We start from the raw sequence: 26,495 nt of genomic DNA, 5'->3' as shown, positions 1-26,495 counted from the left end.
CACCATTGCTGGCGCTGATCAGCTTTCGCTTTTCAGATAGGCGATGACATCGGCGCGCTTTTGCGGGTCGGTCAGCCCGGGGTAGCTCATCTTGGTGCCGGGAACGACGCGCTGCGGCTTTTCCAGATACTGGAACAGCTTTTCCGGGGTCCAGGTGATGCCGCTGCCCTTGTTGGCCGCGGAATAGGTGAAACCGGCAATCGATCCGGCAGCGCGGCCGACCACACCGTGCAGCGACGGTCCGATCTTGTTCACGCCCACTTCGATCGCGTGGCAGGTCTGGCAGGTGGTGAACACCGCTTTGCCGGCGGTCGCATCACCGGTGTACGCGGCCAGCTTTACGCCGGTCAGGGTGTCGGTGTTGTCCGCGGCGGGTGCGGACGCTGCAGCGGCAGGGGCTGCTGCGCTGTCTGCGGTCTGGGCGCCACCTTCGGTTGTTGTGCTGCTGGTGGTGGTGGTGGTGTCGGTCGTCGCGGATTCGTCCTTTTTCGCACAGGCCGACAGCGCCAGCCCGGATACCGCCAGGCACAGCACCAACCGACCAAAATGAGCCTTCGAACCAGATCGCATCATCATGTTCTCTCCACTGAGGTCCTCTTTGCGGGAGGAATATTATCACTCCGCAAAAACGAATTGTCCAATCCTGTTTGTGTTCAAGATATCCAAACAATTGGGCCGCTTGCCGCACGCAGCCAGCGTTTCCGGATGTTTTGAACCCTGCCACGTGACAGCATAGGAGGGCGCTGCGAGTCAAGCCATTGCCCAGTGGTGAAGCCGTCGCGGCGGGCCCGGGCGTGCTGCCAGCCTGTCGGATTCGTGCTTGACGCGCCGTAAAACATCAGGGAATGTTACGGCCTGCAGTCAGCCGGCGTTCAGCTTGCCGGAAAAATGCGGGGGTTAACGCCGTGGAAGAACGGCGGCAAACTGTTGATGGATGACGATGGGTGATCGCCGGCAACGGCCTGACGCCAACGCCTGCCAGATGCGGTTACTGGGTAAGAGATGCTCCGACAAAATGTGTCGGCGGGGTCCGGGCGGTATGACGGCTCGCAATCCGCGGCGCAGGGTTAATCGTTTAAAGTGCAATCTGCGATGGGGCAACCCTGCGGGTATGCGTTGCGGTGGCAGCCTTGGTTGCCGGTTGCGCGTTGCCCCGGCCGCCCATGAACACAGCAAGGGTGATGCGATGCAGGCACACGCGGAATCGAACGGAGCCATGCAGTCCGAATGGCTGGCCAGCCTGACCTACCGCAGTGAGGCAGCGGTGGCGCCGTCGCCGGCTGATCTGCAATCGATGGTCACATCTGCGCGCGGACGCAACCGCACGATGGGCGTGACCGGCATGCTGCTGTATGATGACGGCCGCTATCTGCAAACGATCGAAGGCCCACCAGAAGCGGTCGAACTGGTGTGGTCATCGATACAGCGTGACCCGCGGCACGGTCGGATCGAAATTCTGAGCCAGCACATCGTGCCATCCCGGCTGTTTTCGGGCTGGGACATGCAGCTGGTCGACGAACGCGCCGGGCAGCACCGCCAGGCGCGGGCCGCGGGCATGCTTGCCGACGCCGGGCCTGTCAACGCGACGGTACGCGCGCCGCTGATCGAACACATTCCCGCCACCGCCCGCTTTGCCATGAATGGCGATGACCGGCAGTTGAACGCGCTGATCGGTGATCTGGTGGCACAAGGGTGGGTGGGCAATGCCCTAGTCAGAAACCTGCTGGAACCGACGGCGCGCGTGCTGGGGGATGCCTGGCTGGCCGAAGAGTGCAGCGAGGTCGATCTGACCATCGCGCTCAGCATGTTGCAGCTGGCCGGCCATGCCGTCCATTCGCGAACGTGCGCCGAAAGCATCCGCAAAAGCCGGTACAGCATCCTGCTGGTCACCGCGCCGGGCGAACGCCATCTGCTGGGCCCCAGCCTGCTGGGCGACCTGTTCAACAATGCCGGATGGTCGGTCGATATCGCGTTTCCCGAAACCAACGAACAGCTGGCGGACCAGTTGCGCAGCCAACGCCCCGATGCGGTCGATATCGCATTGTCAGACGCCGTGCCGCGCCATCACGCGCTGATGCGCCTGGCGGAAACCGTTGAAAAGTGCCGCGCCGCTTCGCCTGACGAACTGCTGGTGGTGTCGGTCGGTGGCCGCCTGTTTGCCGAAGCGGCGGCAACCGCGCCGTCGGTTTCCGCCGATCACGCGCGGTTGAGCGCGGTCGGGACCAGTATCCGGCTGGCCGGGTTGATCGAACAGCGCCGATCGCGGACCTGAACGCCTGACCCGACGCGACAGTGTCTGGTCAGACAAACCACCATCACGCTGGCGTGATCAAGGGCTGTTCCATCCGTGCCACCGTCGGCAGGAATTCGGCGCCGCGACGAACGATGAAATCCCGGAACGCCAGCGCCGCCGGCGATGGGGTGCGGTCCAGCAGGTTCACGGCAAACCATTGGCGCCGTACCGGTGTATCGATCACATCCAGGATGACCAGCCGGCCCAGTTCGACCTCGGTCGCGATGGTGTGCGCCGAAATGAACGCGACGCCCAGATTGGCCATCACCGCCTGTTTGATCGATTCGTTTGATCCGAATTCGGGGCCCAGCCGGTCGGTGCGTCCGGGGATATCGGCAAAGAACAGTTCCAGCGAACTGCGCGTGCCCGAACCGTGTTCGCGCACCAGAAAGGTTTCCTGCGCAATCCGCCATTTCGAAATGCGCTGTGCCGTGGCCAGGGCATGGCCCGGTGCGGCGATGATCACCAGCGGGTGTTCGCCCAGCAGAAACGATTGCACCGCGACCTGCCACGGGGGGCGGCCCATCAGTGCGACATCGACATTGCGTTCGGCCAGATCGGCGCTGATCGCCGCGCGATTGCCAATGCGCAACGATACCTCGATCCCCGGAAATTCGGCCATGAACGCCGCCGTCAACGCGGGCGCGAAATATTTTGCCGTCGAAACCGCGCCAAACCGCAGGATTCCCCGCCCGGATTCGCGAAGACCGGTCAGATCATCGGCCAGCTGGTTCATCCGCGCGTCGATCGCCTGTGCCGCCGCCACCACTGCCAGGCCGGCAGCGGTGGCGCGAAACCCGTCGCGCGTGCGGTCAAACAGCGCAGACTTCAGCTCTGCCTCAACCTGCTGAATCTGCAACGTAACCGCCGACGGGGTCAGCCCGAGTTCGCGCGCGGCCAGGTTGATCTTGCCCAGCCGGTTGACCGCCAGCACCGCGTGAAACTGTCGGAGCGTGATGTGCATCATTCAGCAAAGTAAATTAATTTTATTTCGAATGTCAACTTAATGAACTTTACCAAATGTCCTCGTAGTGGCTTTTCTGATCCCACAGAGCGCTGATGACGGCGACGGTGGGGAGAGTGGAATGACCGAGCGTGGTCTTGACGCGCATCTCGCACGTCATGCAGCCTCTGGCGCACGCCATGCGCATGAGGTTGCTGCGACAATCGCACTGCTGGCACAAACCGGCATAACCATCGCCCGCACGATTGCCGAAGGCGCGTTCGGCGGTGCGCTGGCGGATAAAGTGGGGGCGACCAACAGCGACGGTGACAGCCAGCGCGGGCTTGACCTGCTGACCGATGAACTGTTTCTGGCAGCGGCGGCCAATTCACCGGTGGGGCTCTATGCGTCGGAAGAACTGGCCGATCCGGTGCTGATCGGTGTCGATCGGCCGCTGGCGCTCGCGATCGATCCGCTCGATGGGTCTTCCAACATCGATACCAACGTGCCGATCGGCACGATCTTTTCGATCCGGCCGATCATCGGCGACCCGGTGGCAGACCCGCTGGGCAGTTTTCTGGGCCCAGGGCACGACCAGATTGCCGCCGGTTACCTGATTTACGGGCCACAGACCGCGTTGGTGATCACGCTGGGGGCAGGGACACATGTGTTTGTCTATTCGCCTGCGCGGGATGGATTCCATTGCGTGATGCCCGGCGTCGCCATTTCCCCAAAGACCCGCGAATTCGCCATCAACGCGTCCAATCATCGGCATTGGGACGAAGGCATCCGGTTGTATTTCGACGATTGCATCAAAGGCGGGCACGGCCCGCGAGAGGGTGAATTCAACATGCGCTGGATCGCATCGCTGGTGGCAGAGGCGCACCGTATCCTGGTGCGCGGCGGGGTGTTTCTGTATCCCGGTGATCGCCGGCGCGGCTATGCCCAGGGCCGGCTGCGGCTGGTGTATGAGGCGCACCCGATTGCCATGCTGGTGGTTCAGGCCGGGGGTACGGCCACCGATTGCACCCAGCCGATCCTGGATATTGCCGCCAAAGAGCTGCACCAGCGCACGCCGCTGGTGTTTGGTTCTGCCAACGAAGTCGCGCGGATCGGGCGATACAACGCCCTGCCTGGCGAAATGGCTGACCGCGCGCCACTGTTTGGCAAGCGCGGCCTGTTCCGGGCCTGACGCCGATGTCTGCACGCCATCCCATCATTTCGATCACCGGATCTTCGGGCGCGGGGACAACCTCGGTCAAACGGATCTTCGAACAGATTTTCCGGCGCGAACGGGTCGAGGCCGCCTATATCGAAGGTGACGCGTTCCACCGCTACAACCGCGCCGACATGGCCGCCAAAGTCGCCGAAGAACAGCGGCTGGGCAATCCCAACTTCACCCATTTCCATGCCGACGCCAATGAACTGGAACGGCTGGAGGCGGTGTTTGCGCAATTCGGCGAAACCGGGACCGGCCAGACGCGCACCTATATCCACGATGAGGCAGAGGCCACGCAGCACAACATGGCCGCGGGCAATTTCACCCCGTGGGTCGATTTCGATCCGTGCGATGTGCTGTTTTACGAAGGGCTGCATGGCTGCGTGGTGACCGACACGGTCAATGTGGCGCGGCATGCCGATCTGAAGATCGGGGTGGTCCCGGTCATCAATCTGGAATGGATCCAGAAAATCCACCGCGACCGCGCCACTCGCGGCTATTCGGCAGAGGCGGTGATGGATACCATCCTGCGCCGGATGCCCGATTACGTGCGGTTTATCACCCCGCAGTTTTCGCTGACCGACATCAATTTTCAACGAGTGCCGATTGTCGACACGTCCAATCCGTTTGTGGCGCGGTGGATTCCCACCCCCGATGAATCGATGCTGGTGATCCGCTTTGCCAATCCGCGCGGGATCGATTTTCCCTATCTGCTGTCGATGGTGCCGCAATCGTTCATGTCGCGGCCCAATTCGATCGTGATGCCGGGCAACAAGCTGGACCTGGCGATGCAGCTGATCCTCACCCCGCTGATCCTGCAGCTGATCGAGCGCAAGAAGCGATTGATGTAATTTCATATTGTTTTGTTTGAGGATGAGGACAGTCCAATGGCCCGGATCACCCTGCGACAATTGCTCGACCATGCGGCGGAGCATGATTACGGCGTGCCCGCGTTCAACATCAACAATATGGAACAGGGCCTGGCGATCATGCAGGCGGCGCAGGCCTGCGACGCGCCGGTAATCCTGCAGGCCAGCCGCGGCGCGCGCAGCTATGCCGGCGACATCATGCTGGCCAAGATGATGGAGGCGCTGGAGGCCATGTTTCCCGCCATCCCGATCTGCATCCATCAGGATCACGGCAACAATGTCGCCACCTGCATGAGCGCGATCCAGCACGGTTTCACCAGCGTGATGATGGATGGATCGTTGCGCGAAGACGCCAAGACCCCCGCCGATTTTGCCTATAACGCCGGCATCACGGCAGAGGTTGCGCGGCTGGCGCACATGGTCGGCGCATCGGTAGAGGGCGAACTGGGGTGCCTGGGCAGCCTGGAAACCGGCCAGGGTGAGGCCGAGGATGGCCACGGTTTCGAAGGCGCGCTTGACCACGCCATGCTGCTGACCGACCCGGAAGAGGCGGAACGGTTTGTGGCGCTGACCAAAGTCGATGCGCTGGCGATCGCGCTGGGCACCAGCCACGGCGCGTACAAATTCAGCCGCAAGCCGACCGGTGATATCCTGGCGATGGACGTGATCGAACGCATCCACGCGCGGCTGCCCAATACCCATATCGTCATGCACGGGTCATCGTCGGTGCCCGAAGAATGGCAGGACCTGTTCAACAAATACGGCGGCGAAATGCGCGAAACCTATGGCGTGCCGGTGGAGGAGATCGTCAAGGGCATCAAAATGGGCGTGCGCAAGGTCAACATCGATACCGATCTGCGCCTGGCCGCCGCGGCCGAATTTCGCCGGATTGCGGTGACCCAGCCGGCCGAATTCGACCCGCGCAAATTCCTGAAACCATCGATGGATGCGATGGCGGCGATCTGCCGCGCCCGGTTCGAGGCGTTTGGCACCGCCGGCCACGCCGCCGCCATCAAAGTCATCCCGATCGCCGACATGGCGAAACGTTACGCATCGGGCGCGCTGGATTCGCAGCCCGCCATTCTTGCCGCCGCTTGAAATCAGGAGCCACCGCCATGACCATGGAACCGATGATCGACCCCAAACAGCGTTACGCCGCGGGCGTGATGGAATATGCCAAGATGGGCTATTGGGAACCGGATTACGTGCCCAAGGATACCGATGTCATCGCGCTGTTCCGCATCAGCCCGCAGGACGGCGTGGATGAGGTAGAGGCCGCCGCCGCGGTAGCCGGCGAAAGCTCTACCGCGACGTGGACCGTGGTGTGGACCGACCGGCTGACCGCGTGCGAACTCTATCGCGCCAAGGCCTATCGCGTTGATCCGGTGCCGGGCACCCCGGGGCAGTTCTTTGCGTGGATCGCCTATGACCTCGATCTGTTCGAAGGCGGATCGATCGCCAACCTGACCGCATCGATCATCGGCAATGTGTTCGGGTTCAAGGCGTTGAAGGCGCTGCGACTGGAAGACATGCGCATCCCGGTCGCCTATCTCAAAACCTTTCAGGGGCCGGCGACCGGCATCGTGGTCGAACGCGAACGGCTGGACAAATTCGGCCGGCCGCTGCTGGGCGCGACCACCAAGCCAAAGCTGGGCCTGTCGGGCCGCAATTATGGCCGCGTGGTGTATGAAGCGCTGAAGGGCGGGCTGGATTTCGTCAAGGATGACGAAAACATCAATTCGCAGCCGTTCATGCACTGGCGCGACCGGTTCCTCTATGTGATGGAGGCGGTCAACAAGGCGCAGGCCGCGACCGGTGAGGTCAAGGGCCACTACCTCAACGTCACCGCCGGGACGATGGAGGAAATGTACGAACGCGCCGAATTTGCCAAGGAACTGGGGTCATGCATCATCATGATCGACCTGGTCATCGGCTATACCGCGATCCAGTCGATGGCCAAATGGGCGCGCCGCAACGACATGATGCTGCACCTGCACCGCGCCGGCAATTCGACCTATTCGCGCCAGAAAAACCACGGCATGAATTTCCGCGTGATCTGCAAATGGATGCGCATGGCCGGGGTCGATCACATCCATGCCGGCACCGTGGTGGGCAAGCTGGAGGGCGACCCGCTGATGATCGCCGGGTTCTATGACACCCTGCGCGAAGGGCGCACGCCGATGAACCTGGAACACGGGCTGTTCTTTGATCAGGACTGGGCTTCGCTCAACAAGGTCATGCCGGTGGCATCAGGCGGCATCCATGCGGGCCAGATGCACCAGCTGATCCACTATCTGGGCGAAGACGTGGTGCTGCAGTTCGGCGGCGGTACGATCGGCCATCCGCAGGGCATTCAGGCCGGCGCCACCGCCAACCGCGTCGCGCTCGAAGCGATGATCCAGGCCCGCAACGAAGGCCGCGACTATCTGGCCGAAGGTCCCGACATCCTGGCCGCCGCCGCGCGCTGGTGCGGGCCGCTGCGCGCCGCGATCGACACCTGGAAAGATGTGTCGTTCAATTATGCCAGCACCGACACCGCCGATTTCGTCCCCACCCCGACCGCTGCCTGAAGGATATCCGCCATGCGTATCACCCAGGGGACATTTTCGTTCCTGCCCGATCTGACCGACGAGCAGATCATCGCCCAGGTGCAATATTGCCTGGATCACGGCTGGGCCGTGAACATCGAATATACCGACGACCCGCACCCGCGGAACACCTATTGGGAAATGTGGGGCATCCCGATGTTCGATGTGCCCGATGCGGCTGGCGTGATGCTGGCGCTGGCCGAATGCCGCAAGGCCCATGCCGGATCGAACTATATCCGGATGTCGGCGTTCGACAGCAGCTATGGCTGGGAATCGCTGCGGCTGTCGTTCATCACCGATCGGCCGGCGAATGAACCCGGCTTTGCGCTGGAACGGCAGGAACGCAATGGCCGCCAGATTGCCTATACCACCCGCGCCTATTCGGCGATGAAGCCGGAAGGTGAACGGTATTCCGGCTGATATGGATGCTGATATGTCCGGTGCGATCGACCTGAAACGCGATTTTGCCAGCAGCGGCCTGGATGCGGAACTGGCGCAGCTTGACCGCGATCTGGTCGGGCTGGCGCCGGTCAAGCGCCGCATCCGCGAAATTGCTGCGCTGCTGCTGGTCGATCGCGCCCGGCAAACGCTGGGGCTGGCGACTGAACCGCCCACCCTGCACATGAGCTTTACCGGCAACCCCGGCACCGGCAAGACCACCGTCGCGCTGCGCATGGCGGGCATCCTGCACAAATTGGGCTATGTCCGGCGCGGGCATCTGGTGTCGGTCACGCGCGATGATCTGGTCGGGCAATATATCGGCCATACCGCGCCAAAGACGCGCGACGTGCTGAAAAAGGCGATGGGCGGCGTGCTGTTCATCGATGAGGCCTATTATCTGTACCGCCCGGAAAACGAACGCGATTACGGGCAGGAAGCGATCGAAATCCTGTTGCAGATCATGGAAAACCAGCGTGATGATCTGGTGGTGATCCTGGCCGGTTATGCCGATCGTATGGACACGTTTTTTTCCAGCAACCCGGGTTTTCGCAGCCGCATCGCGCATCACATCGATTTTCCCGATTATGATGATGGTGAACTGGTGACGATCGCCGGTACGCTGCTGGGGCAGATGGGCTATCGGCTGTCCACGGGCGCGCAAGTCGCGCTGGGCGATTATGTCGCGCGGCGGCGGTCTCAGCCGCATTTCGCCAATGCCCGGTCGATCCGCAATGCGCTGGACCGGGCGCGGCTGCGCCAGGCGGTGCGGCTGTTCGACCGCGATGATGGCGTGGTGACCGCCGACCAGCTGTCTACGATCGAGGCTGAGGATATTCGCGCCAGCCGGGTCTTTGCCGATCCGGCCGAACCGTCCGCCTGACACACCGGTCTGCCACCATGGCCTTGCGCGCAATCATTTTCGACGTTGATGGCACGCTTGCCGAAACCGAACAGGCGCACCGCCGCGCGTTCAACCAGGCCTTTGCGGAGGCGGGCCAGCCCTGGCACTGGTCAGACCGCGACTATGCCGCGCTGCTGACCACCACGGGTGGTCGCGAACGGATCGCGCGGTACAGGATGGAATTGGGCCTGCCCGCTGATCCAGCGGCGGTGGAGGCGCTGCACCGGCGCAAAAACGCGCTTTACGCACAATCCGTGGCCGCCGGCGCGATCGCGCCGCGTCCGGGCGTCACCCGCCTGATGCAGGCATGCCGCGACAGCCGCGTGACCATGGCCATCGCCACCACCACCAGCCGCGCCAACCTGATCGCCCTGCTGGATCATACGTTCGCACCCGGCGCGGCGGGCTGGTTTGCGGCCATGGTCACGGGTGAGGATGTGTCCGCCAAAAAGCCCGATCCGGCGGTGTATCGGCAGGTCCTGGCCAACCTGTCGTTGCAACCGGCTGCGTGTGTGGCGATCGAGGATTCACACGCCGGCCTCACTGCCGCGCGCGCCTGCGGCATCGCCACGGTGATCACGCGATCGCACTATACCGCCGCGCATGACTTCACCGGCGCCGCGCTGGTGTGCGACACGCTGGACGATGATGGCGCTGGCGACCCGGTAACCGTGGCGCGTCTGGCCACGCTGGCAGGATGAAGGGACCAGCAACAGCCCTGCGCCGATAACCACAGCCAACAATCGCAAAACATCCATTGACCAAAGTCATGCAGCTGTGGCAGTTGCCGGCTGCGTTGCGGGAATGGTGCAAACCCCCCTGAAAACCAATCGCAAGCCAGATCAGGAAACCCTGATTGCACAACGGTTTGCGGGTGTAGCTCAATGGTAGAGCAGAAGCTTCCCAAGCTTACGACGAGGGTTCGATTCCCTTCACCCGCTCCAGTTTTTCTGCGAGGTTTGGCACTTGCGATGGGTTTTGCCCATCGGCATGGAACCCCTCGAGTGTTTTGTGGCGCTTCGCGGCAAGCCGCTCCGCTGGTTGGTTCGATTCCCTTTACCCGCTCCAGCCGCTTTAAGCGGAGCCTGGTGGCGTACCCGCGGACAGGTCCGCGCCGTCGCGCCGCAAGCGGCTTGCCGGGTGGCTCAGGCTAGGCGTCATCCGTCCGTTGGGCCTGACGGGAGGCTCCGCGCCCGTCCGTGATACAGATGGCCAAGCCCTGATCCGCAAACCCGGCTAATTCGCAACTGCGCATAGCATACGGACCAGTTTGCCGGTTTGGTTGAGATCGTGCCCAGCACGTGGTTGTGGGTTCCGAGGATAGCGCTGCTGGCCGGACGCGCGCTTTTCATATCGCGCTCTAGCGGCCGGGCAGTAGCGCAGGCGGTCATCGCGATCTTCGGTTATCCCTTGATCGGGGGAGTACTGTTGGGGGAATGCAGAAAGTGGAACGGAGGGCTGCTGCCGGTCCGGCAGGGACCCAGCGGGTGCCCGCAAGCAATCCGGATCGAGGGATTGCCGTGGCCCGCTGCGGCGGACCGGTCGAGAGGCAATTGAGCCGGGAACCGGGCCTCGTCCATTGCCTTGCCTGATCCGAAAATCAGCCGATGATCCGGTTACGCCGGGTGGCTGCTGACATCCTTGTATTAATCGCCTAGCCTTGCGCGATGCTCGGTCCAACGCTCATTCTGGCATCGGTCACTGTCTATCTGGCGCTGCTGATCCATGTCGGCTGGCGGGCGGAACGGCGTGGTGGCAAGGCGTCGCCGCGCTGGCGCGGGCTTCGCTATGGACTATCGCTGGCCACGCTGTGTTCGGCGTGGACCTATTTTGGCGGGGTTGGCGATGCCAGCCAGGGCAGCTGGCTGTTTGCGGCCAACGCCATGGGGCCGATCCTGGCGGTTACCCTGTTGTATCCCGTCTGGCGCCGGATCGCGGTGCTGTCAAAGCAGGAAAATGTCGGGTCGCTCGCCGACTTTCTGGCAGCGCGCTATGGCAAGAGCCGGGCGCTGGGCATTCTGGCTACATGCGTTTCCAGTCTGGGTGCGCTGCCTTATCTGGCGTTACAGTTGAAAGTGCTGACCAGCGCCTGGAATTTTTCGATCGGCGGCACAGTACGGGGGCCTGCGGCAATCGCCAGCGGCACGGCGGGCGCCGGTACAGCGTTGGCCATGATGCTCGTGCTGGTCGGTGTGGCTATCGTGTTTGGCGCGCGTCGGCCGAGCTTGACTCAGCACAGCCGCGGCTTTGTCGGCATCATTGCGCTCGAATCTTGTGTCAAACTGGCGGGTTTGCTTGGCGTGGCAGTGCTGTGCGGGGTGCTGTTAATGCGTTTGCCCGGGCTGCCCAGTGCAGCAATTCAGGCGGTTCCACCAGTGGACAGGGACCTTGATCTGTCGTTCCTGACGCTGATCCTGCTTTGCACAGTCACTGCCTTTACTCTGCCGCGCCAGTTTCATCTTGGCTTTGTGACGCTTGAGGATGTGTCCGACATCCGCGTCGCAGCGCTGGCGGTGCCAGTCTATTTCGGCTGTTGGGTGGTGGCCACGCTGGTCATCGCCACCGCTATTCGCGCCGGTTTCGGGGCGGCGGATGTCGAAACCCATCTGCAAGTGCTGGCAGTGCCGATGCATCGGGGCGGGCCGCTACTGGCGATGGCGGCCTTGATTGGGGGTCTCTCGGCGGGGGGCGGGATGGTGATCGTCGAAACAACCGCGATTGCCGCGATGGTATCGAACGAGATCGTGCTGCCGCTGTTCGGCAGGTGGATGCGTACAGGCACGCCAGGGGCCGATCTTGGCCGCGCCATCCTGACAATCCGGCGCGTGACGACTTTGTGCATTGCCTTGCTGGCGTGGCTCTATTTTCTTGGTATCCGCGAACTTGAAGGCACGATGCAGCTTGGCCTGACGGCGCTGACGGCCTTTGCCCAGCTCAGCCCGGCGCTGCTTGGCGGAATCTATTGGCGGCGCGGGCACGCGCGGGGCGCGATTGCCGGGATCGTGGCGGGTATGGCGGTGTGGGCACTCACATTGGCAGGCCCCGATCTGATCTTTGCACGCGGCGGGGGTGGAGCGGGCATCAACGGGCTGTGGCCCAACACTGGTCGGTTCATGCCGTATGGCGCGGTGCTGGCCAGCCTTGCCATCAACACCGCGTTGTTCGTCCTGGTTTCCTGGCGTTCTCAGGCGCGGCTGATTGACACGATTCAGGCCAATACTTTTGTCGCGAGTGCCGCGCCGACGCCGCTGGCAGCATCACGCCGAATCAGCGCGACGATTGGCGATCTACGGCACTTGCTGGCACAGTTCCTGGGAGCGGCAGAGGCCGACAAGGCACTGCTCGACTACCGCATTTCGACCCGCGCCGGTGAACTGTCCGAATCCGCGCCGGTCAGCCCGACGTTGGCCCGTTCAGCCGAACGTCTGCTCGCAGGCGTGATCGGGGCGCCATCGGCGCGCAATGTGGTAGCGATCGCACTGGCCGCAGACAGCCAGGATGCAGGCGATATCAGCCGCATCCTCGATGAGGCAGGTCATGCCGTGCATTTCAGCCGCGAGTTGCTGCAGACCACGCTCGACAGTCTGGCGCAAGGGGTCAGCGTGGTTGACAGCGATCTGCAACTGGTCGCCTGGAATACGCGCTGGCTGCAACTGATGGGTCTGGGGCAAAGCGATGTGCATATCGGCAAGTCGTTATCCGCGTTGATTGGCAGCACGGCGCAACATGCCGGGCTTCGCGCACATCTGGCCAGCAGGCTGGATGCGATCGGATCGGGCCGGCCGTTGCTCGATGAAATTCACGGCAATGTCGACGGGCGTACATTACAGGTAGCAGGCCGGTTGCTCGGTCAGACCGACTATCTCATCACTTTGGCCGATGTCACCGATGCCAAGGCCGCGGCACAGGTGCTGGCGCGCAGCAATGAGGAACTTGAAGCTCTGGTCAGCGAACGCACCGCCGAACTCACGGCGGCGCGGCATCTGGCCGAGCAAGCCACCGGCGCGCAAAAGCGATTTGTCGCTGCCGCCAGCCACGATCTGGTCCAGCCGCTTCACGCTGCACGCCTGTTTATCGGCAATGCCCTGGTCGGGGCAGAGGCGGATCCGGGGCAAGTTGGTCTGCTCGAACGCGCCGATCAGGCAGTGGAGGGCGCGCACCGCCTTTTGCGCGCGCTGCTCAACCTGTCGCAACTTGAAACCGGCGCGCTTAAACCGCGTATGGAGTCGGTCGATGTGGGCGCTTTGCTGGCGTCGCTCGGACAGGAATTTATCGGGCAGGCTGTTTCACGCGGGCTGGAACTGATCGTGTTGCCAACCAAAGCATGGGTGCTGAGCGATCGCGATCTGCTGCGGTCCATGTTGCAAAACCTTTTGGTCAATGCCTTGCGCTACACCCCGAGCGGACGGGTAGTTATGGCGGTGCGCCCGATGGGTGAATGCGTCCGGATTGAAGTGCGCGACAGCGGTGTCGGCATCGCGCCCGATAAACTGCCGGCGGCGTTCGGTGAATACAGCCGGCTGCCCGAGGGCCGCCGTCTGGCCGAAGGTGCTGGTCTGGGGCTATCGATCGTGGCGCGGATCGCGCAGATGCTCGATCACCCGCTAACGGTGCGTTCGCGGCCCGGGGCGGGCAGCACGTTTTGCGTGATTGTCGGCAGCACCCCGTCGGTTGCGCAGCGCCCGCGCCTGATCAGTCCGTCGGTCGATCTGGCGGGGCTCCGCGTGCTCTGCATCGATGATGAAGCCGATGTACTTTTGGGAACCACTGCGCTGATCGAGCGGTGGGGCGGCATGGTGACCCCCGCTGAAAGTGCTGAGGGCGTGCCCGACGGGATATGGGATGTTGCACTTGCTGACTATCATCTTGGCGGCAGCGATGGCCTTGCTGCGCTGCGCGCATTGGCGGGGCGTGCAAAATTGCGGTTGTTGGTGACCGCAACCAGCGAAGAAGACTGGGCAGAATCTCTGGCGACAGAAGGGATCGGCCTGTTCAACAAACCCGTCGCGCCGCTGGCCCTGCGTGCCGTACTGGCAGAGGCGGCCCTTTCGCTGACACGCCCCGATCAGGCCGATCGATCGCGCGCCAGCGCCAACAATTGAGCGCGGGTCTGCACGCCCATTTTGCGGAACAGGCCGGTCAGGTGATATTTGACCGTGGCTTCGGACAGGCCAAGCTCATAGGCAATCTGCTTGTTCATCAGGCCCCGGTGCACACCATCCATGATGCGCGCCTGCGTGTGTGTCAGACCGTTGCGGGCCTCGTCGGGATCGGCCTCGGGAAACCAGGTCTCGCCGCCGATCAGGGCGAGCACGGCGGCTGAGAGTTCTTCAATCCCCGCCGCCTTGGAGATAAATCCCGCCGCGCCGCAGGCCTGCGCGGTCGCCACGGTTTCGGCATCGTCGATCGCCGAAACAATCGCCACGGCGAGCCGCGGGTAATGCGCCTTTATGGCTAGCAGCCCGCCAATCCCGGCGCTGTCGGGCAGGTTGAGATCAAGCAGCACAAGCGCCGCCGCTGGAATGTCGGTTAGACGTTCGCGCAGCGCAGCCAGTGTATCGCATTGTTCGATTTGCACATTGACGCCGATCTGGCTGACCGTTGCCGCCAAAGCCTGCCGAAACAGCGGATGATCATCGACCAGCAGAACCCGCATCATCCCCTGCCATTTCCAGTTTTTCGCACCGGGCGAACCATACCGTACCGGGAGATGTGGGCAAGCCGCCCCGGCTCGACGTACGTCTAGGCGCTTTTGCCGGTGGCCGAAGGTATTGGATGCGAGAGCCGGTCAAAACCGGACCATCCGGGATGGATGATGAAGGGGGAAATCATGCTGAATTCGAACACCGCAATGCGGCTGCGTGCCTTGAGCGCGAGCTCGGTATTGGCGCTTCTGATGCCTGCCATAGCGTATGCGCAGGCTGCGACGTCTGCCGTCAGCCCGCCAGCTGATGCCGGTACCGGCGAAATCATTGTGACCGCGATGAAAAAGGCTGAATCGTCGCTGAAGGTGCCGGCGGCCTTGTCGGTGATCGGTGGTGGCGATCTGAAAACCGTTGGCGTCAACAGCGTGATCGATCTGCAAAACCTGGTGCCCGGTCTGAACATTGGCACTGGCGGTTTCGGAACCAATATCAGCATTCGCGGCATCACTTCGACCGACCAGACCAGCAAGGGCGAGCTTGGCATTGCCTACAACGTTGATGGCGCGTTTGTCGGTCGGGGCCAGGAACAGGGATTGTCGTATTTCGATATCGAACGGGTCGAAGTGCTGCGCGGGCCGCAAGGCACGCTCTATGGACGTTCGTCCACCGGCGGCGCGATCAACGTGATCAGCCGGAAGCCGGTGATCGGCAAGCTCGAGGGTTACGGCAAGTTCGAATATGGCAATTACAATGCCGTGCGCGGTGAAGCGGCGATCAATATTCCGATCAGCAGCGCTATCGCCATTCGCATTGCCGGCAATGCCAACAGCCGCGACGGGTATCTGAAACCGACGGGCTTCAGCATCATCGATACCAACGCGGTACCGCCCACCAGCAGCTATACGTTCACGCCGGGCTCGCAAAAGGCCAAGAACGATCAGTCCGATCAAACCGGTCGTTTTTCGATCCTGATCAAGCCTTCGGATGATGTGACGTTTACGGGCATCGCCACGATCGGCCATCAGGGTGGCACCGGCCCTGGCGCGGCAGTGCTCGATTCGCTCAATGCCGGCGGCTCGGCCCAGTTCAACATTCCGGCCAATCCGGTCCCGGCCTTTGTCGATACCAATTTCCAGAATTTCGTGGGCACGCTGAATGTCAAATTCGGCGGTACACAGTTTGACCTGCTGGGCAGCCACCAGCACTTCAAGGATCACACGCAGACAACCGGAACCAGCAATCCGCTGGTAACGTCCACGGGCGCGGGGCCCAGCCCGGTGTTTCCCGGCAGTTCGGCCTTCACGCTTGCCGATTATCAGGCGGTATTCAACACCACGCAGATGGAGGCACGGCTCTCCAACGTCAATCCGGGCGCGTTCGATTACGTGGTGGGGGCCAACTACTATTTTGAAAAGACCCACGAGAGCGACCACAACTGGAACGCGCCGGTGGGAAGCTATGCCAATACCGCGACCTGGCAAAACGGCATCGATCCGTTGAACACCACCAGCCACAAATCCTATGGGTTCTTTGCCCAAGGCACGTATCATGTTTCGCCGGAACTCGCGATTGTGGCCGGTGCTCGCTATTCCAACGACAAGACTGTGCGGGTCGGGACCTTTGCGGTGCCCTTTTTCAATCCTGCGCTGGGTTCACCCTTTTCGCCGGCGACCTATTGGCTCGATCCCGCCGGCCAGCCTTGCCACTATCCCAACGACTGCGTGGGCAACCCCAACAACGGCAACGAAAGTGACAGCAAAGTCACCTGGCGCGTGGGCGTGAACTATCAGATCACGCCCAGGGACCTGCTGTTTGTTTCGGTATCGACCGGTTTCAAGGCCGGTGGTTTCAACGACTTTGATCCCAAAACCGGTGCAACCGCGCCGTATGGCCCGGAAACGCTGACGGCGTATGAAATCGGCTACAAGGGCAAGCCGCTGCCCGGCCTGACCTTCAGCAGCGATGTCTATTATTACGATTATTCCAAGCAGCAGTTCAATTCGCTGGTGTTTTTCGGGCCAGGCGGAACGCCCCCCGGCGTGCTCTACACCGCGATCGGCAAGTCCAAGATATATGGCTGGGAAAACGAATTCAGCTATCAGGTGGCGCCAACCACCAGCATCAGCGGCAACTTCACGGTCGGCCATTCCAAGGTCGGAGATCTCCTGACGGGCCGGGTCAGCACGTCGCAGTTTCAGTATGCGGGCCAGCCGATCGACCGCAGCCCCGAATTCACGGCGACGGGCGTGATCAATCACGCCTTTGAAATCGGTAATGGTGCTAAAATCAAATTGCGCGGTCTGATCAAATACAGCTCCAGCTATCTGATCAGCGATTTGTCAAACGTGGTGCAGTTCAAGCAAAGCTCGTACACCCGCAGCGATGCCAGCATCACCTATGCGACCGCGGGTGATCGCATTACCGTTCAGGCATTTGTCGAAAACATCGAAAACAAACTGCAAAAGACCAGCGGGCCGAACAATTATGCCGGTGGCTATGGCGGCACCAACGGCAATTTTGTGCCGACAACCGAAACGATCCCGAATTCGGTTTCCTTTGGTGTCAACACGCCGCGCTTCTTTGGTGTGCGGCTCGGCGCCAAGTTCTAAAGACAACCCATTTCCGTTCCCTCCCTGAATGGCCCGCCGTGCCCCACGTACGGCGGGCCATCGTTTTGATGGCTGAGCAATGGATATCAAGCGGGTTCTGCCAGACGAGACCTACGACGCACGCGGCATCGCCGTGATGGCGCTGTGCTTCGTGCTCAACATGTTCGACGGGGTGAACATTTTCACGCTGACCTATGTCGCGCCCGTGCTGCAGCAGCATTTCGGCACCGATGCCGCGCATTTTTCGGTGGTGTTCAGCGCAGGCCTGGTTGGCATGGGGCTGGGCGGGCTGTTCCTGGCGCCGCTGGCCGACCGGCTGGGGCGCCGTCCGGTAATCCTGTTGGCGCTGGCGCTGATGGCCGGCGCGATGATTGCCAGCGCCCATGCGCCCGATATCTGGAGCCTGGCGGCAATCCGGCTGCTGGTCGGGCTGGGCATCGGCACGGTGCTGGCCAGCATTACCGCGCTGTCGGCCGGTTTTGCCCCCGAACGCTGGCGCCATGTCGCGACGGGCGTGCCGCAGGCGGGCTATCCGATCGGGGCGACGATTGCCGGCTTTGCCACGGCCTGGGCACTGCCGGGGCATGGCTGGGCGGCGGTGTTTACCACTGCCGGCTATCTTACTTTGTTGCTGGTTCCGGTGTGCTGGTTTCTGCTGCCAGAGGCGCCAGAAACGGCCCAGCGTGCGCATCACTCGATTGCGCAAACGATCGGCGGCGGGCGGCGGCGCAATACGCTTCTGCTGTGGGTGGCGACCGTGGGCGGGTTCATGGCGCTCTATTTCATTGCCAGCTGGATCACCAAACTGGCCATCGCTGCGGGTTTGCCGCAAGGCCAGGCGATCATTGCCAGCGCGATCTATTCGGTCGGATCTTGCGTCGGCACGATCCTGATCAGCTTTGCCGCTATGCGCATCGATTTGCGCAAACTGGTGTTTGCCAATCTGGCCATCGCCAGCGCGCTGTTCGTGGTGTTTGGCGGCGTGCACATGGGGCTGACACCGCTGTTGTGGGTGTGTTTTTTCATCGGCGTGACCTTGCAGGGCGGCGTCAACGGCAACTATCCGCTGGCTGCAGCCATCTACCCCGCCGAAATGCGCGCCACCGGGCTGGGCTGGGCGATGGGCATTGGCCGGATCGGCGCGTTGCTCGGGCCGTTGATTGGCGGATGGGCGATGAGCGCGGGGCTGCCGCTGGTCATCGTATTCGGAATATTCTGCGTGCCGATGCTGGCCACCGGCTGTGCCGCGATGGCCGTGCGGCTGAACAAGGGCGTGTTGACATGATCGTGCGGACCATTCGCATTGTTTTGCCGCTGGTGCTGCTGGCGGGGCTGGGGGCGCTGGGCTGGTCCTGGCTGCAGGCGGCGCGTGCACCCGATTTTGCCGATGTGGCCTATGGCCGCACTTCGCCTAGCCAGCATCTCGACATCTATGTGCCGCACGGGGCCGGGCCGTTCCCGGTGGTGCTGTTTGCCCATGGCGGCGCCTTTGCGTTTGGTGACAAGCGCGGGATGGGCAGCGGATTGCGCAATGCTGTCACCGCGTTCAACGCGGCAGGCATCGCGCTGGTCAGCATCGATTACCGGCTGAGCGGAGAGGCGAAGTTTCTCGCCGCAGTGCAAGACATGAAATCGGCGCTGCGCTTTGTCAGGGCCAATGCGGCAGAGTACCGTATCGATCCGGCCAGGGTCGCGCTGTGGGGTCAATCGGCGGGGGCGAACATCGCGCTGGTGACCGGCATGAGCCCGGGGGTTGCACTGTTCAATGATCCCGCCGCCATTGCCCCCGGCGCCGATGATCATGTCAGCGCGGTGGTGTCGATGTATGGTCCGACCGATTTTCTGGCGATGGATGCGCAACTGGGTGTGGCCGGTTGCGGGGCATCGGCGCAAACGCATAACGCCGCCGACAGCCCGGAATCGCGCTATCTGGGCGCGCATATCACCACGATCCCGGCAACTGTGGCAAGGGCCAACCCGCTGGCTTATGCCAGCGCCGCCACGCCGCCGCTGCTGCTTCAGCATGGGACCGCCGATTGCATTGTACCCCCGCTGCAAAGCCGCATCCTGGCCGACCGGGTCAATGCCGTGGCACCGGGCCGCGCCGTGCTGCAGTTTCGCGAAGGCGCCGTCCATGCTGACAGCGCGTTTGATGCGCCCGCTAATCTCGCGATCATGACGACCTTTCTGCGACAGGCGTTTGCCGGCGCAGGTCACGCGAAGTGAACCCGATTCGCTGATGATAGCCCTGAACCATGAAACGGAATGAGCCATGCTGAAACATCTGCTGATTGCGATTGTGGGTTTGCTGGGTGCGCTTGGCTCTGGTCCGGCGCTGGCGCAGACCGGTCCGGCAGCCGGGCTTGCCGCGCTTGCCGCGCTTGCGCCGGTTTCCCCGGTGGTATCGTGCGCCAGTCTGGCGACGGTCGATCTGTCGGGCGCGGTCGGCAGCCCGACCACGCAAGTGGCCAGCGAGGTTGCCGGCGATCATTCCTATTGCCAGGTGACCGGCACGATCGCGCGCGACATCCATTTCGAAGTCCGCCTGCCGCTGACAGGCTGGACGCAGCGGTTCCTGCAGACCGGCTGCGGCGGGCTGTGCGGCAATCTGCAAATCCATACCGACAATGACGAAGGCTGTACGCCCGTGACCGATGGCAGCATCGTGCTGGCCAGCGATGACATGGGCCATCACGGCATGGGCGGCGGCTGGGGCGCAGATGCCGCTCAGCGCATCGATTTCGCGTATCGCGGCAACCATGCCACCACTTTGGCGGCCAAGGCGCTGATCAGGGCTTTTTATGGCCAGCCGCAGCGGTATGCCTATTTTTCTGGCTGTTCTGATGGCGGGCGTGAGGCGCTGATCGCGGCGCAGCGGTATCCCGCTGACTTTGACGGGATTGCCGCCGGTGCGCCGGCGCTGAATTTCACCGTGCAGAATTCGTTCCACCATGGCTGGCTGGCCCGGGTCAACACCGGCGCCGATGGCCATGCGATCCTGTCCGCTATCGATATCAAGCCGCTTCATACTGCCGTGCTGGCCGCCTGCGACGGGGCGGACGGGCTGGTCGATGGCCAGATTACCGACCCGCGCACCTGTCATTTCGATCCGGTCGTGCTGGCATGCAAGAGCGACTATCGCCCCGGCGAATGCCTGACCGCGCCGCAGATCGCCGCCGTGCGTGCGATTTACGATGGCGCGCGCAGCCCATCCGGCAAACGGCTCGAAGTCGGGCCGTTGCAGCCGGGCAGTGAAATGGAATGGATCGGCGTGTTCGTGCCGCGCGAAAAGACCGGGCGGATCGGCAGCGAGGGCATGGCGCTCGATACCATCAACAACCTGCTGTTCACGCCCAACCGCAGCTACACCATCGCCAGCTTTCCGTTCACAGAGGACATGTTGGCCAGCGAAGAACCCGCGCGCGCGCTCTACAGCGCCGACAATCCCGATCTGGGCGCTTTTGCCGGCCATGGGGGCAAGCTGATCCTCTATCACGGCTGGTCGGACCCGCACATCAGCCCGCTCAACACGATAGACTATTACGAACGCGTCGGCCGCAAGATGGGCAGCACCACGCGCGACGGTTTCGTGCGCATGTTCCTGCTGCCCGGCATGGGCCATTGTGGCGGCGGCGACGGACCGAGCGCGTTTCCGCTGCTGGCCGGGCTGATGGCATGGGTCCAAGGCGGCACCGCGCCGGCGGTGTTCGTGGCGCATCGCACCACGCCGAAACCGATGGGGCCTCCTCCCGGTCCCGCCAGTGCCCACGATGGCCCACCGCCGGAAATGATTGCCGGAATGCGCGCGCACGCGGCCGAATTGGCGCAGCTTGGCCCGCGCAGTCGCCCGGTCTTTGCCTATCCTGCTATCGCACAATACGCAGGGTCTGGCCCGGTGGATGACGCCGCCAGCTTTCGCGCGGTGACCCCGGCACCGGTGAACGGGATCAGCGACTGGGCTGGCGCGCGGCCATGATCGCACACTACCCGTTGCACAGGATCGTCCGGGCCGGATTGGCCGGCGGTCTGGCCGGCGGGGCGTGTATCTGGGTCTATGAGGCGGTGGTCTGGGCCGGCGTGCAGCACCTGCTGCCGCTCGCCGCGATCCCAGCCAATGCCACGGGGCTGATGTTTGGTAAGACTGTCCAGCAGGGGCTGGGGATATGGGCGAGCGTGCTTGGCACGTTGACCCATTTCGGTTTTGCCGTGGTGTGGGGCATCGGCTTCGCCGCGATCTGGCCGCCGTTCGCGCGGCGCGGGTGGGAGGCGACCACGCTGGCGCTGCCCTTTGCGTTGGTGTTGTGGGTGGTGATGCATGCCGCGATTACGCTCGCCGGTCATGAACACCCGAACTATCTTGATCCCAATGTGATGATCGGTGGCGTGATGTCGCATCTGTTTTTCGCGGTGCCGCTCGCGCTGGTGGTGCGCAATGTGCGGCCACAAAGGGAGACCGATTGATGCGCAAATGGCATCGCTGGCTGGTCATTTTTACCGGTGTATTCCTGGTCTGGGTCGCGGCGACCGGTCTGGTCGGCCAAGCCGTAAGCCTGGCAGGTGGCGAACACCACGAAGGCCCACCGCCTGGCGCAGCGCCCGGTATACCAAAGCTCCAGGGGCCGCCGTTGGGTGAAGGTGATCACAACGGACCTCCCGGACACCATGGCGGCCCCCCGGACCTCTATCACCTCATTATCGACCTGCACTCGGGCAATTACTTCGGCCCGGTCGGCAAAGTGATTTCCGCACTGCTTGGCGCGGCCATGCTGTTCTTTTCAGTCTCTGGCATGTGGATGTATTTCGACATGTTCCGCAGGCGAAAGCACATCGGGCGGTCGGGTGTTTTCTGGAAATAGCACGCCCTCGCCCCGGATCACGCGATCCGGGGCAATGCGATCAATTGGCGCACCCGCTTTGCGCGAGTTGCTATGAGTGCGCTGATGTCAGCTCATTCACGTTCTGAGGAGAATCTCGATCATTATCTGGCAAAATATTCCGATGACGGCATAAGGTGATCGGCCGATTTCTGAACGATTACCCGTTTCAGACGGCTGCTCCACACAATCCGAGGTTTTCCACAGACACCCGATCCATTCGGGGGCCAGATTGGGGGCCACTACTGGCCAAAATGGATAATATCTTAAAAATTTCATAGCGTTGATTAATGGATTGGCTTCCCTTCACCACCTTGCCGTCCACCGGCATCCACCAGCATCATTGAAGCCCGCAGAAATCCGTACTGTCAGGCTGAAGGCCGGCTGACTGCAGTCCTGTGGCGGCCCTGGCAATTTCGGGCAGAAAACTTGACCCGCAAAATGCCCGTGCTACCGTTGGGTAGATAAGGGCGGTAGCGTCCAGGCGGGAGAGATATCGTGACCCAGGGTACACAAGTGGTGTTGACCGCAACCGAGGCGGTGTCGCTCGGAGTGCCGGCGGCAGAGGCAGTGGCAGGCCTGGCCGCGCAACACGATGCGCGCCGGGTGTTCATTCTGGCCAGCAGCCATCTCAACCGCAACACCGATGAAATCCGCCGGATCGAAGCGGCGCTGGGCGCGCGCCATGCGGCCACGCATGATGGCGTGCAACCGCATGCCCCGCGCGAAGACGTGTTGACCGCGGCGGCGGCCGCGCGCGCGGTGGACGCCGATCTGGTGGTGACGGTGGGCGGTGGTTCGGTCACCGACGCGGGCAAGATCATGCTGATCTGCCTGAAGCACAATATCACCACGGTTGAAGACTTTGATGATTACCGCGTGCGCGTGGACGATGCCGGCAACATGGTGATCCCGCAGTATGCCGCGCCGGATATCCGCTGCGTGTGCGTGCCGACCACGCTGTCGGGCGGTGAATTCAACCCGCTGTCGGGTGCCACCGATCAGCGCAACAAGCAGAAGCAGGCCTATACCCAGCGGCTGATGGTGCCGGTGATGGTGGTGCTCGATCCCGCCATCACCGTGCACACGCCGGAATGGCTGTGGCTGTCGACCGGGGTGCGTTCGGTCGATCATGCCACCGAAACACTGGCGTCGTTCCAGTCGAACTATTTTGCCGATGGCCTGGCGGATTCGGCGCTGCGGCTGTTGGCCGAAGGGCTGCCACAGGTAAAGGCCGACCCGTCAAACCTGGATGCCCGGCTGAAATGCCAGGTTGGCGCGTGGCAATCGATGATCCCGATCATTGCCGGGGTGCCGATGGGCGCCAGCCATGCCATCGGCCATACGCTGGGCGGCACATGCGATGTGCCGCATGGCTACACCTCGTGCGTGATGTCGCCGTTCGTGCAGGCCTATAACCTGGTCGTGAATGCCGATCGCCAAACGCGGATCAGCGCCTGCCTGGGCGATGCGTCACGCCCGGCGTCGGAACTGCTGGACGGGTTGATCCGCGGGCTGGGCATGCCGCGATCGCTGAAAGAGGTGGGCGTGGGCGAGGCGCAATTGCAGCAGATTGCCGAATATACGCTGGAAGATATCTGGGGGCGGACCAACCCGCGCCCGATCACCTGCGCCGACGATGTCATGGCCATCTTGCGCACCGCGCTGGGCTGACGCAAGACCAGCCGACGCGCATCCGCCGCCGTCTTGATCGGGGAACCACACGTGCCAGCCAGAATTTCCGGAAAGCGGCCGGTTCAGCTGAAAGAGGAAATCGCCGCCTTTAAACGCCGGCGGATCCTGGAAGAGGCCAGTTACCTGTTCTTCACCGAGGGCTATGAAACCACCACGCTGGACGCCGTGGCGGATCGGCTCAACGTGTCAAAACCATTTATTTACAGCTATTACAAGAACAAGGGTGAGCTGCTTTACGAAATCTGCCAGACCGGAATCCGGCTGTCGCTGTCGGTGCTGGAACAGTCGCTGGCAGTCGAAGGATCGGCCACCGACAAGCTTAAAGCCGTGGTGGAGCGGGTGGCGCGGATCATCATCGAAAACCAGCGCTATATCAGCATCTATCTGCGTGAGGAAAAGAGTCTGGAACCCGAAGACGCGCGCGCCATTCGCGTGATGCGCCATCATTTTGACGAACTGCTGGGCGATCTGCTGGAAAAGGGCTGCAAGGCGGGGGAATTCGGCATTCAGGACCCGTCGCGCGCGGCGATCTGGGTCAGCGGTCTGCTGACGTGGATCGCGCTGTGGTATCATGAAGGCGGCAGCTGGTCAGAAACCGAAGTGGTGATGGATGCGCTGACCATGGTGATGAAAATGGTCGCGCCGGGGCGCCCGTTTCGTGGCTGAGCTGGCCGGCACGGCATTGCCCGACCGCCGCCTGTGTGTGTTGCGCTATCTGATCGACGATTGGGCGGCGGCGCAGGGCGATGCGGTCTATGCGGTGTTCGAAGACGGCGAAAGCTGGACCTATGATGGCTTGCGCGCGCGGGTGATTGCCCGGGCGGCGGGCCTGCAACAGCTGGGCATCGGGCAGGGCGATCACGTCGCGGTGTGGTTGCCCAGCGGCCGCGATGCGCTGACGGTGTTTTTTGCGATCAATTACCTGGGTGCGGTGTTCGTGCCGTTCAACACTGCCTATCGCGGGGCGATCCTGGAACATGTGCTGGCCAATTCCGATGCCCGCCTGCTGATTGCGCATGCCGGGCTGATCGAACGGTTGCAGGGCATCGCACTGGCGCTGATCGATCGCGTGGTGGTGGTGGGTGACATGCCCGACGGCCTGACCGATACGCTCATGGTCAAAGCTATCGCCTATGACACCGTGATCGGCGCGGAAAGTGCGCTGCAACCGCTGACCCGGCCGATCGAACCGTGGGACAACCAGGCGATCATCTATACCTCTGGCACCACCGGCCCGTCGAAGGGTGTGCTGGCATCGTACCTGCACCTTTATACCAATGCCGGTCCCGACAGCTGGCATTTTGTCACGGGCGACGACCGGTTTCTGGTCAATATGCCGATTTTTCACATCGGTGGGCTGGGCATTCCGTTCGTGATGCTGGCGCGCGGCGGTTCGATCGCGGTGATGGAAAATTTTTCGACCGAAGGGTTCTGGCCGTTTGTGCGGCAGACCCGCTGCACCGCGATCTTTCTGCTGGGGGTGATGGCGACATTCCTGATGAAGCGCCCGCCCGCGCCGGACGACCGCGACCATGGCGTGCGGCTGGCCTTCATGGTGCCGCTGACCCCCGATGCCGGGCCGTTTCATGACCGGTTCGGCATTGATGTTTATACCATTTTCAACATGACGGAGATTTCGTCACCGATCGTGTCGGAACCCAACCCGGTCAAACCGGGCACGTGTGGCCGGGTGCGCGCCGGGGTCGAAGTGCGGCTGGTGGATGGCAACGATTGCGAAGTTCCCCTGGGCACCGTGGGCGAAATGATCGTGCGCACCGACCGGCCGTGGACGATGAACAGCGGCTATTACAAAAATCCCGAGGCGACCGCGCGGGCCTGGCGCAACGGCTGGTTCCACACCGGCGATGCCTTTCGCAGCGATGCCGACGGGTTTTACTATTTTGTCGACCGGGTAAAGGACGCCATTCGCCGCCGTGGCGAAAACATTTCGTCATTCGAAGTGGAAAGCCAGGTCATGGCGCACCCCGCGGTGCGTGAGGCGGCGGTGATCGGCGTACCCAGCGAATATTCTGAAGATGAAGTGATGGCGGTGGTGGCGGCAGTGCCGGGATCGACCATCGAAATGGTTGAGCTCGTGGAATTTCTGGTCGCGCGGCTGCCCTATTTCATGGTGCCGCGCTATATCCGCGTGCTGGACGAATTGCCCAAGACACCGACCGCCAAAGTCATGAAGGCAGAATTGCGCAAGGTTGGCATCGATGCCGGAACCTGGGATCGCGAAGCCAGCGGGATCAAGCTGCGCAAGGAAAAGCTGTAACGCCGGTCCTGATATCAAAGTGGATTGAGGAGAGCCTGAAAACCCTCCCCCATAGGGGGAGGGTTTTTGTTTCAGTGCCTTACACCAACTCGCGCAAAGCGCGACTCATACCGCCCGCCCCGCCTCCCCACCCGACCACC

General features: G+C 62.6%; 21 protein-coding genes and 1 tRNA gene. 19 read left to right on the top strand and 3 right to left on the bottom strand.

Annotated elements, in window-relative coordinates; genetic code table 11:
- Positions 1 to 18: 18 nt before the first annotated feature.
- A complete protein-coding gene (locus ABWP89_RS00575; protein ID WP_502915197.1) occupies positions 19 to 576 on the bottom strand; it encodes a c-type cytochrome in 558 nt (185 codons plus the stop codon).
- Positions 577 to 1,186: 610 nt separating this feature from the next.
- Here ABWP89_RS00575 and ABWP89_RS00570 point away from each other — a divergent pair.
- The gene (locus ABWP89_RS00570) at positions 1,187 to 2,272 is read left to right on the top strand and encodes a BLUF domain-containing protein (RefSeq protein WP_353226486.1); all 1,086 of its coding nucleotides are present in this window, start codon (positions 1,187 to 1,189) and stop codon (positions 2,270 to 2,272) included.
- Between the two features lie 43 nt (positions 2,273 to 2,315).
- On the opposite strand, the gene ABWP89_RS00565 is transcribed toward ABWP89_RS00570, so the two are convergent.
- On the bottom strand, positions 2,316 to 3,257 hold the full coding sequence (locus tag ABWP89_RS00565; RefSeq protein ID WP_353226485.1) for a LysR family transcriptional regulator: 942 nt from the start codon (positions 3,255 to 3,257) through the stop codon (positions 2,316 to 2,318).
- A gap of 121 nt (positions 3,258 to 3,378) precedes the next feature.
- Here ABWP89_RS00565 and ABWP89_RS00560 point away from each other — a divergent pair, with 121 nt between their 5' ends.
- The 9 genes from ABWP89_RS00560 (at position 3,379) to ABWP89_RS00520 (ending at position 14,356) form a co-directional block, all read left to right on the top strand.
- The gene (locus ABWP89_RS00560) at positions 3,379 to 4,428 is read left to right on the top strand and encodes a class 1 fructose-bisphosphatase (RefSeq protein ID WP_353226484.1); all 1,050 of its coding nucleotides are present in this window, start codon (positions 3,379 to 3,381) and stop codon (positions 4,426 to 4,428) included.
- 5 nt (positions 4,429 to 4,433) lie between these two features.
- Entirely contained in the window at positions 4,434 to 5,306 is an 873-nt protein-coding gene (locus tag ABWP89_RS00555) for a phosphoribulokinase (protein WP_353226483.1), read from the top strand.
- 36 nt (positions 5,307 to 5,342) lie between these two features.
- Complete coding sequence (gene fba, locus ABWP89_RS00550; RefSeq protein ID WP_353226482.1) at positions 5,343 to 6,422, top strand: class II fructose-bisphosphate aldolase; 1,080 nt, start codon at positions 5,343 to 5,345, stop codon at positions 6,420 to 6,422.
- 17 nt (positions 6,423 to 6,439) lie between these two features.
- Positions 6,440 to 7,894 carry a ribulose-bisphosphate carboxylase large subunit gene (locus ABWP89_RS00545; protein WP_353226481.1) on the top strand — a complete coding sequence of 485 codons (1,455 nt, stop codon included), beginning with the start codon at positions 6,440 to 6,442 and terminating at the stop codon, positions 7,892 to 7,894.
- A 12-nt stretch (positions 7,895 to 7,906) separates the two neighbouring features.
- Positions 7,907 to 8,332: a ribulose bisphosphate carboxylase small subunit gene (locus ABWP89_RS00540; protein ID WP_353226480.1), complete on the top strand. Its 426-nt coding sequence runs from the start codon at positions 7,907 to 7,909 to the stop codon at positions 8,330 to 8,332.
- 13 nt (positions 8,333 to 8,345) lie between these two features.
- Positions 8,346 to 9,233, top strand: a complete 888-nt coding sequence (gene cbbX / locus ABWP89_RS00535) for a CbbX protein (RefSeq protein ID WP_353226479.1) — start codon at positions 8,346 to 8,348, stop codon at positions 9,231 to 9,233.
- Between the two features lie 17 nt (positions 9,234 to 9,250).
- Positions 9,251 to 9,955, top strand: a complete 705-nt coding sequence (locus ABWP89_RS00530) for an HAD-IA family hydrolase (RefSeq protein WP_353226478.1) — start codon at positions 9,251 to 9,253, stop codon at positions 9,953 to 9,955.
- Positions 9,956 to 10,124: 169 nt separating this feature from the next.
- A tRNA-Gly gene (locus ABWP89_RS00525) sits at positions 10,125 to 10,198 on the top strand.
- 723 nt (positions 10,199 to 10,921) lie between these two features.
- Positions 10,922 to 14,356 carry a hybrid sensor histidine kinase/response regulator gene (locus ABWP89_RS00520; RefSeq protein ID WP_353226477.1) on the top strand — a complete coding sequence of 1,145 codons (3,435 nt, stop codon included), beginning with the start codon at positions 10,922 to 10,924 and terminating at the stop codon, positions 14,354 to 14,356.
- Here the strand turns inward: ABWP89_RS00520 and ABWP89_RS00515 are convergent.
- Positions 14,320 to 14,913 carry a response regulator gene (locus tag ABWP89_RS00515; RefSeq protein WP_353226476.1) on the bottom strand — a complete coding sequence of 198 codons (594 nt, stop codon included), beginning with the start codon at positions 14,911 to 14,913 and terminating at the stop codon, positions 14,320 to 14,322. The genes ABWP89_RS00520 and ABWP89_RS00515 overlap by 37 nt on opposite strands.
- Positions 14,914 to 15,150: 237 nt before the next feature.
- Between ABWP89_RS00515 and ABWP89_RS00510 the strand changes: the two genes are divergently transcribed.
- The 9 genes from ABWP89_RS00510 (at position 15,151) to ABWP89_RS00470 (ending at position 26,355) form a co-directional block, all read left to right on the top strand.
- Positions 15,151 to 17,508 carry a TonB-dependent receptor gene (locus tag ABWP89_RS00510; protein ID WP_353226475.1) on the top strand — a complete coding sequence of 786 codons (2,358 nt, stop codon included), beginning with the start codon at positions 15,151 to 15,153 and terminating at the stop codon, positions 17,506 to 17,508.
- Positions 17,509 to 17,587: 79 nt separating this feature from the next.
- Positions 17,588 to 18,793 carry an MFS transporter gene (locus tag ABWP89_RS00505; protein WP_353226474.1) on the top strand — a complete coding sequence of 402 codons (1,206 nt, stop codon included), beginning with the start codon at positions 17,588 to 17,590 and terminating at the stop codon, positions 18,791 to 18,793.
- Entirely contained in the window at positions 18,790 to 19,734 is a 945-nt protein-coding gene (locus tag ABWP89_RS00500) for an alpha/beta hydrolase fold domain-containing protein (protein ID WP_353226473.1), read from the top strand. Before ABWP89_RS00505 ends, ABWP89_RS00500 begins: the two co-directional genes overlap by 4 nt.
- A gap of 46 nt (positions 19,735 to 19,780) precedes the next feature.
- Positions 19,781 to 21,484, top strand: a complete 1,704-nt coding sequence (locus ABWP89_RS00495; protein WP_353226472.1) for a tannase/feruloyl esterase family alpha/beta hydrolase — start codon at positions 19,781 to 19,783, stop codon at positions 21,482 to 21,484.
- Positions 21,481 to 21,969: a hypothetical protein gene (locus ABWP89_RS00490; RefSeq protein ID WP_353226471.1), complete on the top strand. Its 489-nt coding sequence runs from the start codon at positions 21,481 to 21,483 to the stop codon at positions 21,967 to 21,969. The genes ABWP89_RS00495 and ABWP89_RS00490 overlap by 4 nt, the downstream gene beginning before the upstream one ends.
- Positions 21,969 to 22,364, top strand: coding sequence for a PepSY domain-containing protein (locus tag ABWP89_RS00485; RefSeq protein ID WP_353226470.1), 396 nt, complete (start codon positions 21,969 to 21,971; stop codon positions 22,362 to 22,364). Before ABWP89_RS00490 ends, ABWP89_RS00485 begins: the two co-directional genes overlap by 1 nt.
- 516 nt (positions 22,365 to 22,880) lie before the next feature.
- The gene (locus ABWP89_RS00480; protein ID WP_353226469.1) at positions 22,881 to 24,056 is read left to right on the top strand and encodes an iron-containing alcohol dehydrogenase; all 1,176 of its coding nucleotides are present in this window, start codon (positions 22,881 to 22,883) and stop codon (positions 24,054 to 24,056) included.
- Between the two features lie 51 nt (positions 24,057 to 24,107).
- On the top strand, positions 24,108 to 24,743 hold the full coding sequence (locus ABWP89_RS00475) for a TetR/AcrR family transcriptional regulator (protein WP_353226468.1): 636 nt from the start codon (positions 24,108 to 24,110) through the stop codon (positions 24,741 to 24,743).
- Positions 24,736 to 26,355: an AMP-binding protein gene (locus tag ABWP89_RS00470; RefSeq protein WP_353226467.1), complete on the top strand. Its 1,620-nt coding sequence runs from the start codon at positions 24,736 to 24,738 to the stop codon at positions 26,353 to 26,355. Before ABWP89_RS00475 ends, ABWP89_RS00470 begins: the two co-directional genes overlap by 8 nt.
- Positions 26,356 to 26,495: the final 140 nt, after the last annotated feature.

The sequence above is a fragment of the Novosphingobium sp. genome, assembly GCF_040398825.1.
In the GTDB taxonomy this organism is placed as follows: Bacteria; Pseudomonadota; Alphaproteobacteria; order Sphingomonadales; family Sphingomonadaceae; genus Novosphingobium.
Note: the sequence above shows the minus strand (reverse complement) of the source record. Positions and strands in the feature narration are given on the sequence as shown.

What these genes read in the sequence shown, in the direction of transcription:
- ABWP89_RS00575 (WP_502915197.1), bottom strand. Translation starts at nt 576, where the DNA reads ATGATGATGCGATCTGGTTCGAAGGCTCATTTTGGTCGGTTGGTGCTG.
- ABWP89_RS00570 (WP_353226486.1), top strand. Translation starts at nt 1,187, where the DNA reads ATGCAGGCACACGCGGAATCGAACGGAGCCATGCAGTCCGAATGGCTG.
- ABWP89_RS00565 (WP_353226485.1), bottom strand. Translation starts at nt 3,257, where the DNA reads ATGCACATCACGCTCCGACAGTTTCACGCGGTGCTGGCGGTCAACCGG.
- ABWP89_RS00560 (WP_353226484.1), top strand. Translation starts at nt 3,379, where the DNA reads ATGACCGAGCGTGGTCTTGACGCGCATCTCGCACGTCATGCAGCCTCT.
- ABWP89_RS00555 (WP_353226483.1), top strand. Translation starts at nt 4,434, where the DNA reads ATGTCTGCACGCCATCCCATCATTTCGATCACCGGATCTTCGGGCGCG.
- fba (WP_353226482.1), top strand. Translation starts at nt 5,343, where the DNA reads ATGGCCCGGATCACCCTGCGACAATTGCTCGACCATGCGGCGGAGCAT.
- ABWP89_RS00545 (WP_353226481.1), top strand. Translation starts at nt 6,440, where the DNA reads ATGACCATGGAACCGATGATCGACCCCAAACAGCGTTACGCCGCGGGC.
- ABWP89_RS00540 (WP_353226480.1), top strand. Translation starts at nt 7,907, where the DNA reads ATGCGTATCACCCAGGGGACATTTTCGTTCCTGCCCGATCTGACCGAC.
- cbbX (WP_353226479.1), top strand. Translation starts at nt 8,346, where the DNA reads ATGTCCGGTGCGATCGACCTGAAACGCGATTTTGCCAGCAGCGGCCTG.
- ABWP89_RS00530 (WP_353226478.1), top strand. Translation starts at nt 9,251, where the DNA reads ATGGCCTTGCGCGCAATCATTTTCGACGTTGATGGCACGCTTGCCGAA.
- ABWP89_RS00520 (WP_353226477.1), top strand. Translation starts at nt 10,922, where the DNA reads ATGCTCGGTCCAACGCTCATTCTGGCATCGGTCACTGTCTATCTGGCG.
- ABWP89_RS00515 (WP_353226476.1), bottom strand. Translation starts at nt 14,913, where the DNA reads ATGATGCGGGTTCTGCTGGTCGATGATCATCCGCTGTTTCGGCAGGCT.
- ABWP89_RS00510 (WP_353226475.1), top strand. Translation starts at nt 15,151, where the DNA reads ATGCCTGCCATAGCGTATGCGCAGGCTGCGACGTCTGCCGTCAGCCCG.
- ABWP89_RS00505 (WP_353226474.1), top strand. Translation starts at nt 17,588, where the DNA reads ATGGATATCAAGCGGGTTCTGCCAGACGAGACCTACGACGCACGCGGC.
- ABWP89_RS00500 (WP_353226473.1), top strand. Translation starts at nt 18,790, where the DNA reads ATGATCGTGCGGACCATTCGCATTGTTTTGCCGCTGGTGCTGCTGGCG.
- ABWP89_RS00495 (WP_353226472.1), top strand. Translation starts at nt 19,781, where the DNA reads ATGCTGAAACATCTGCTGATTGCGATTGTGGGTTTGCTGGGTGCGCTT.
- ABWP89_RS00490 (WP_353226471.1), top strand. Translation starts at nt 21,481, where the DNA reads ATGATCGCACACTACCCGTTGCACAGGATCGTCCGGGCCGGATTGGCC.
- ABWP89_RS00485 (WP_353226470.1), top strand. Translation starts at nt 21,969, where the DNA reads ATGCGCAAATGGCATCGCTGGCTGGTCATTTTTACCGGTGTATTCCTG.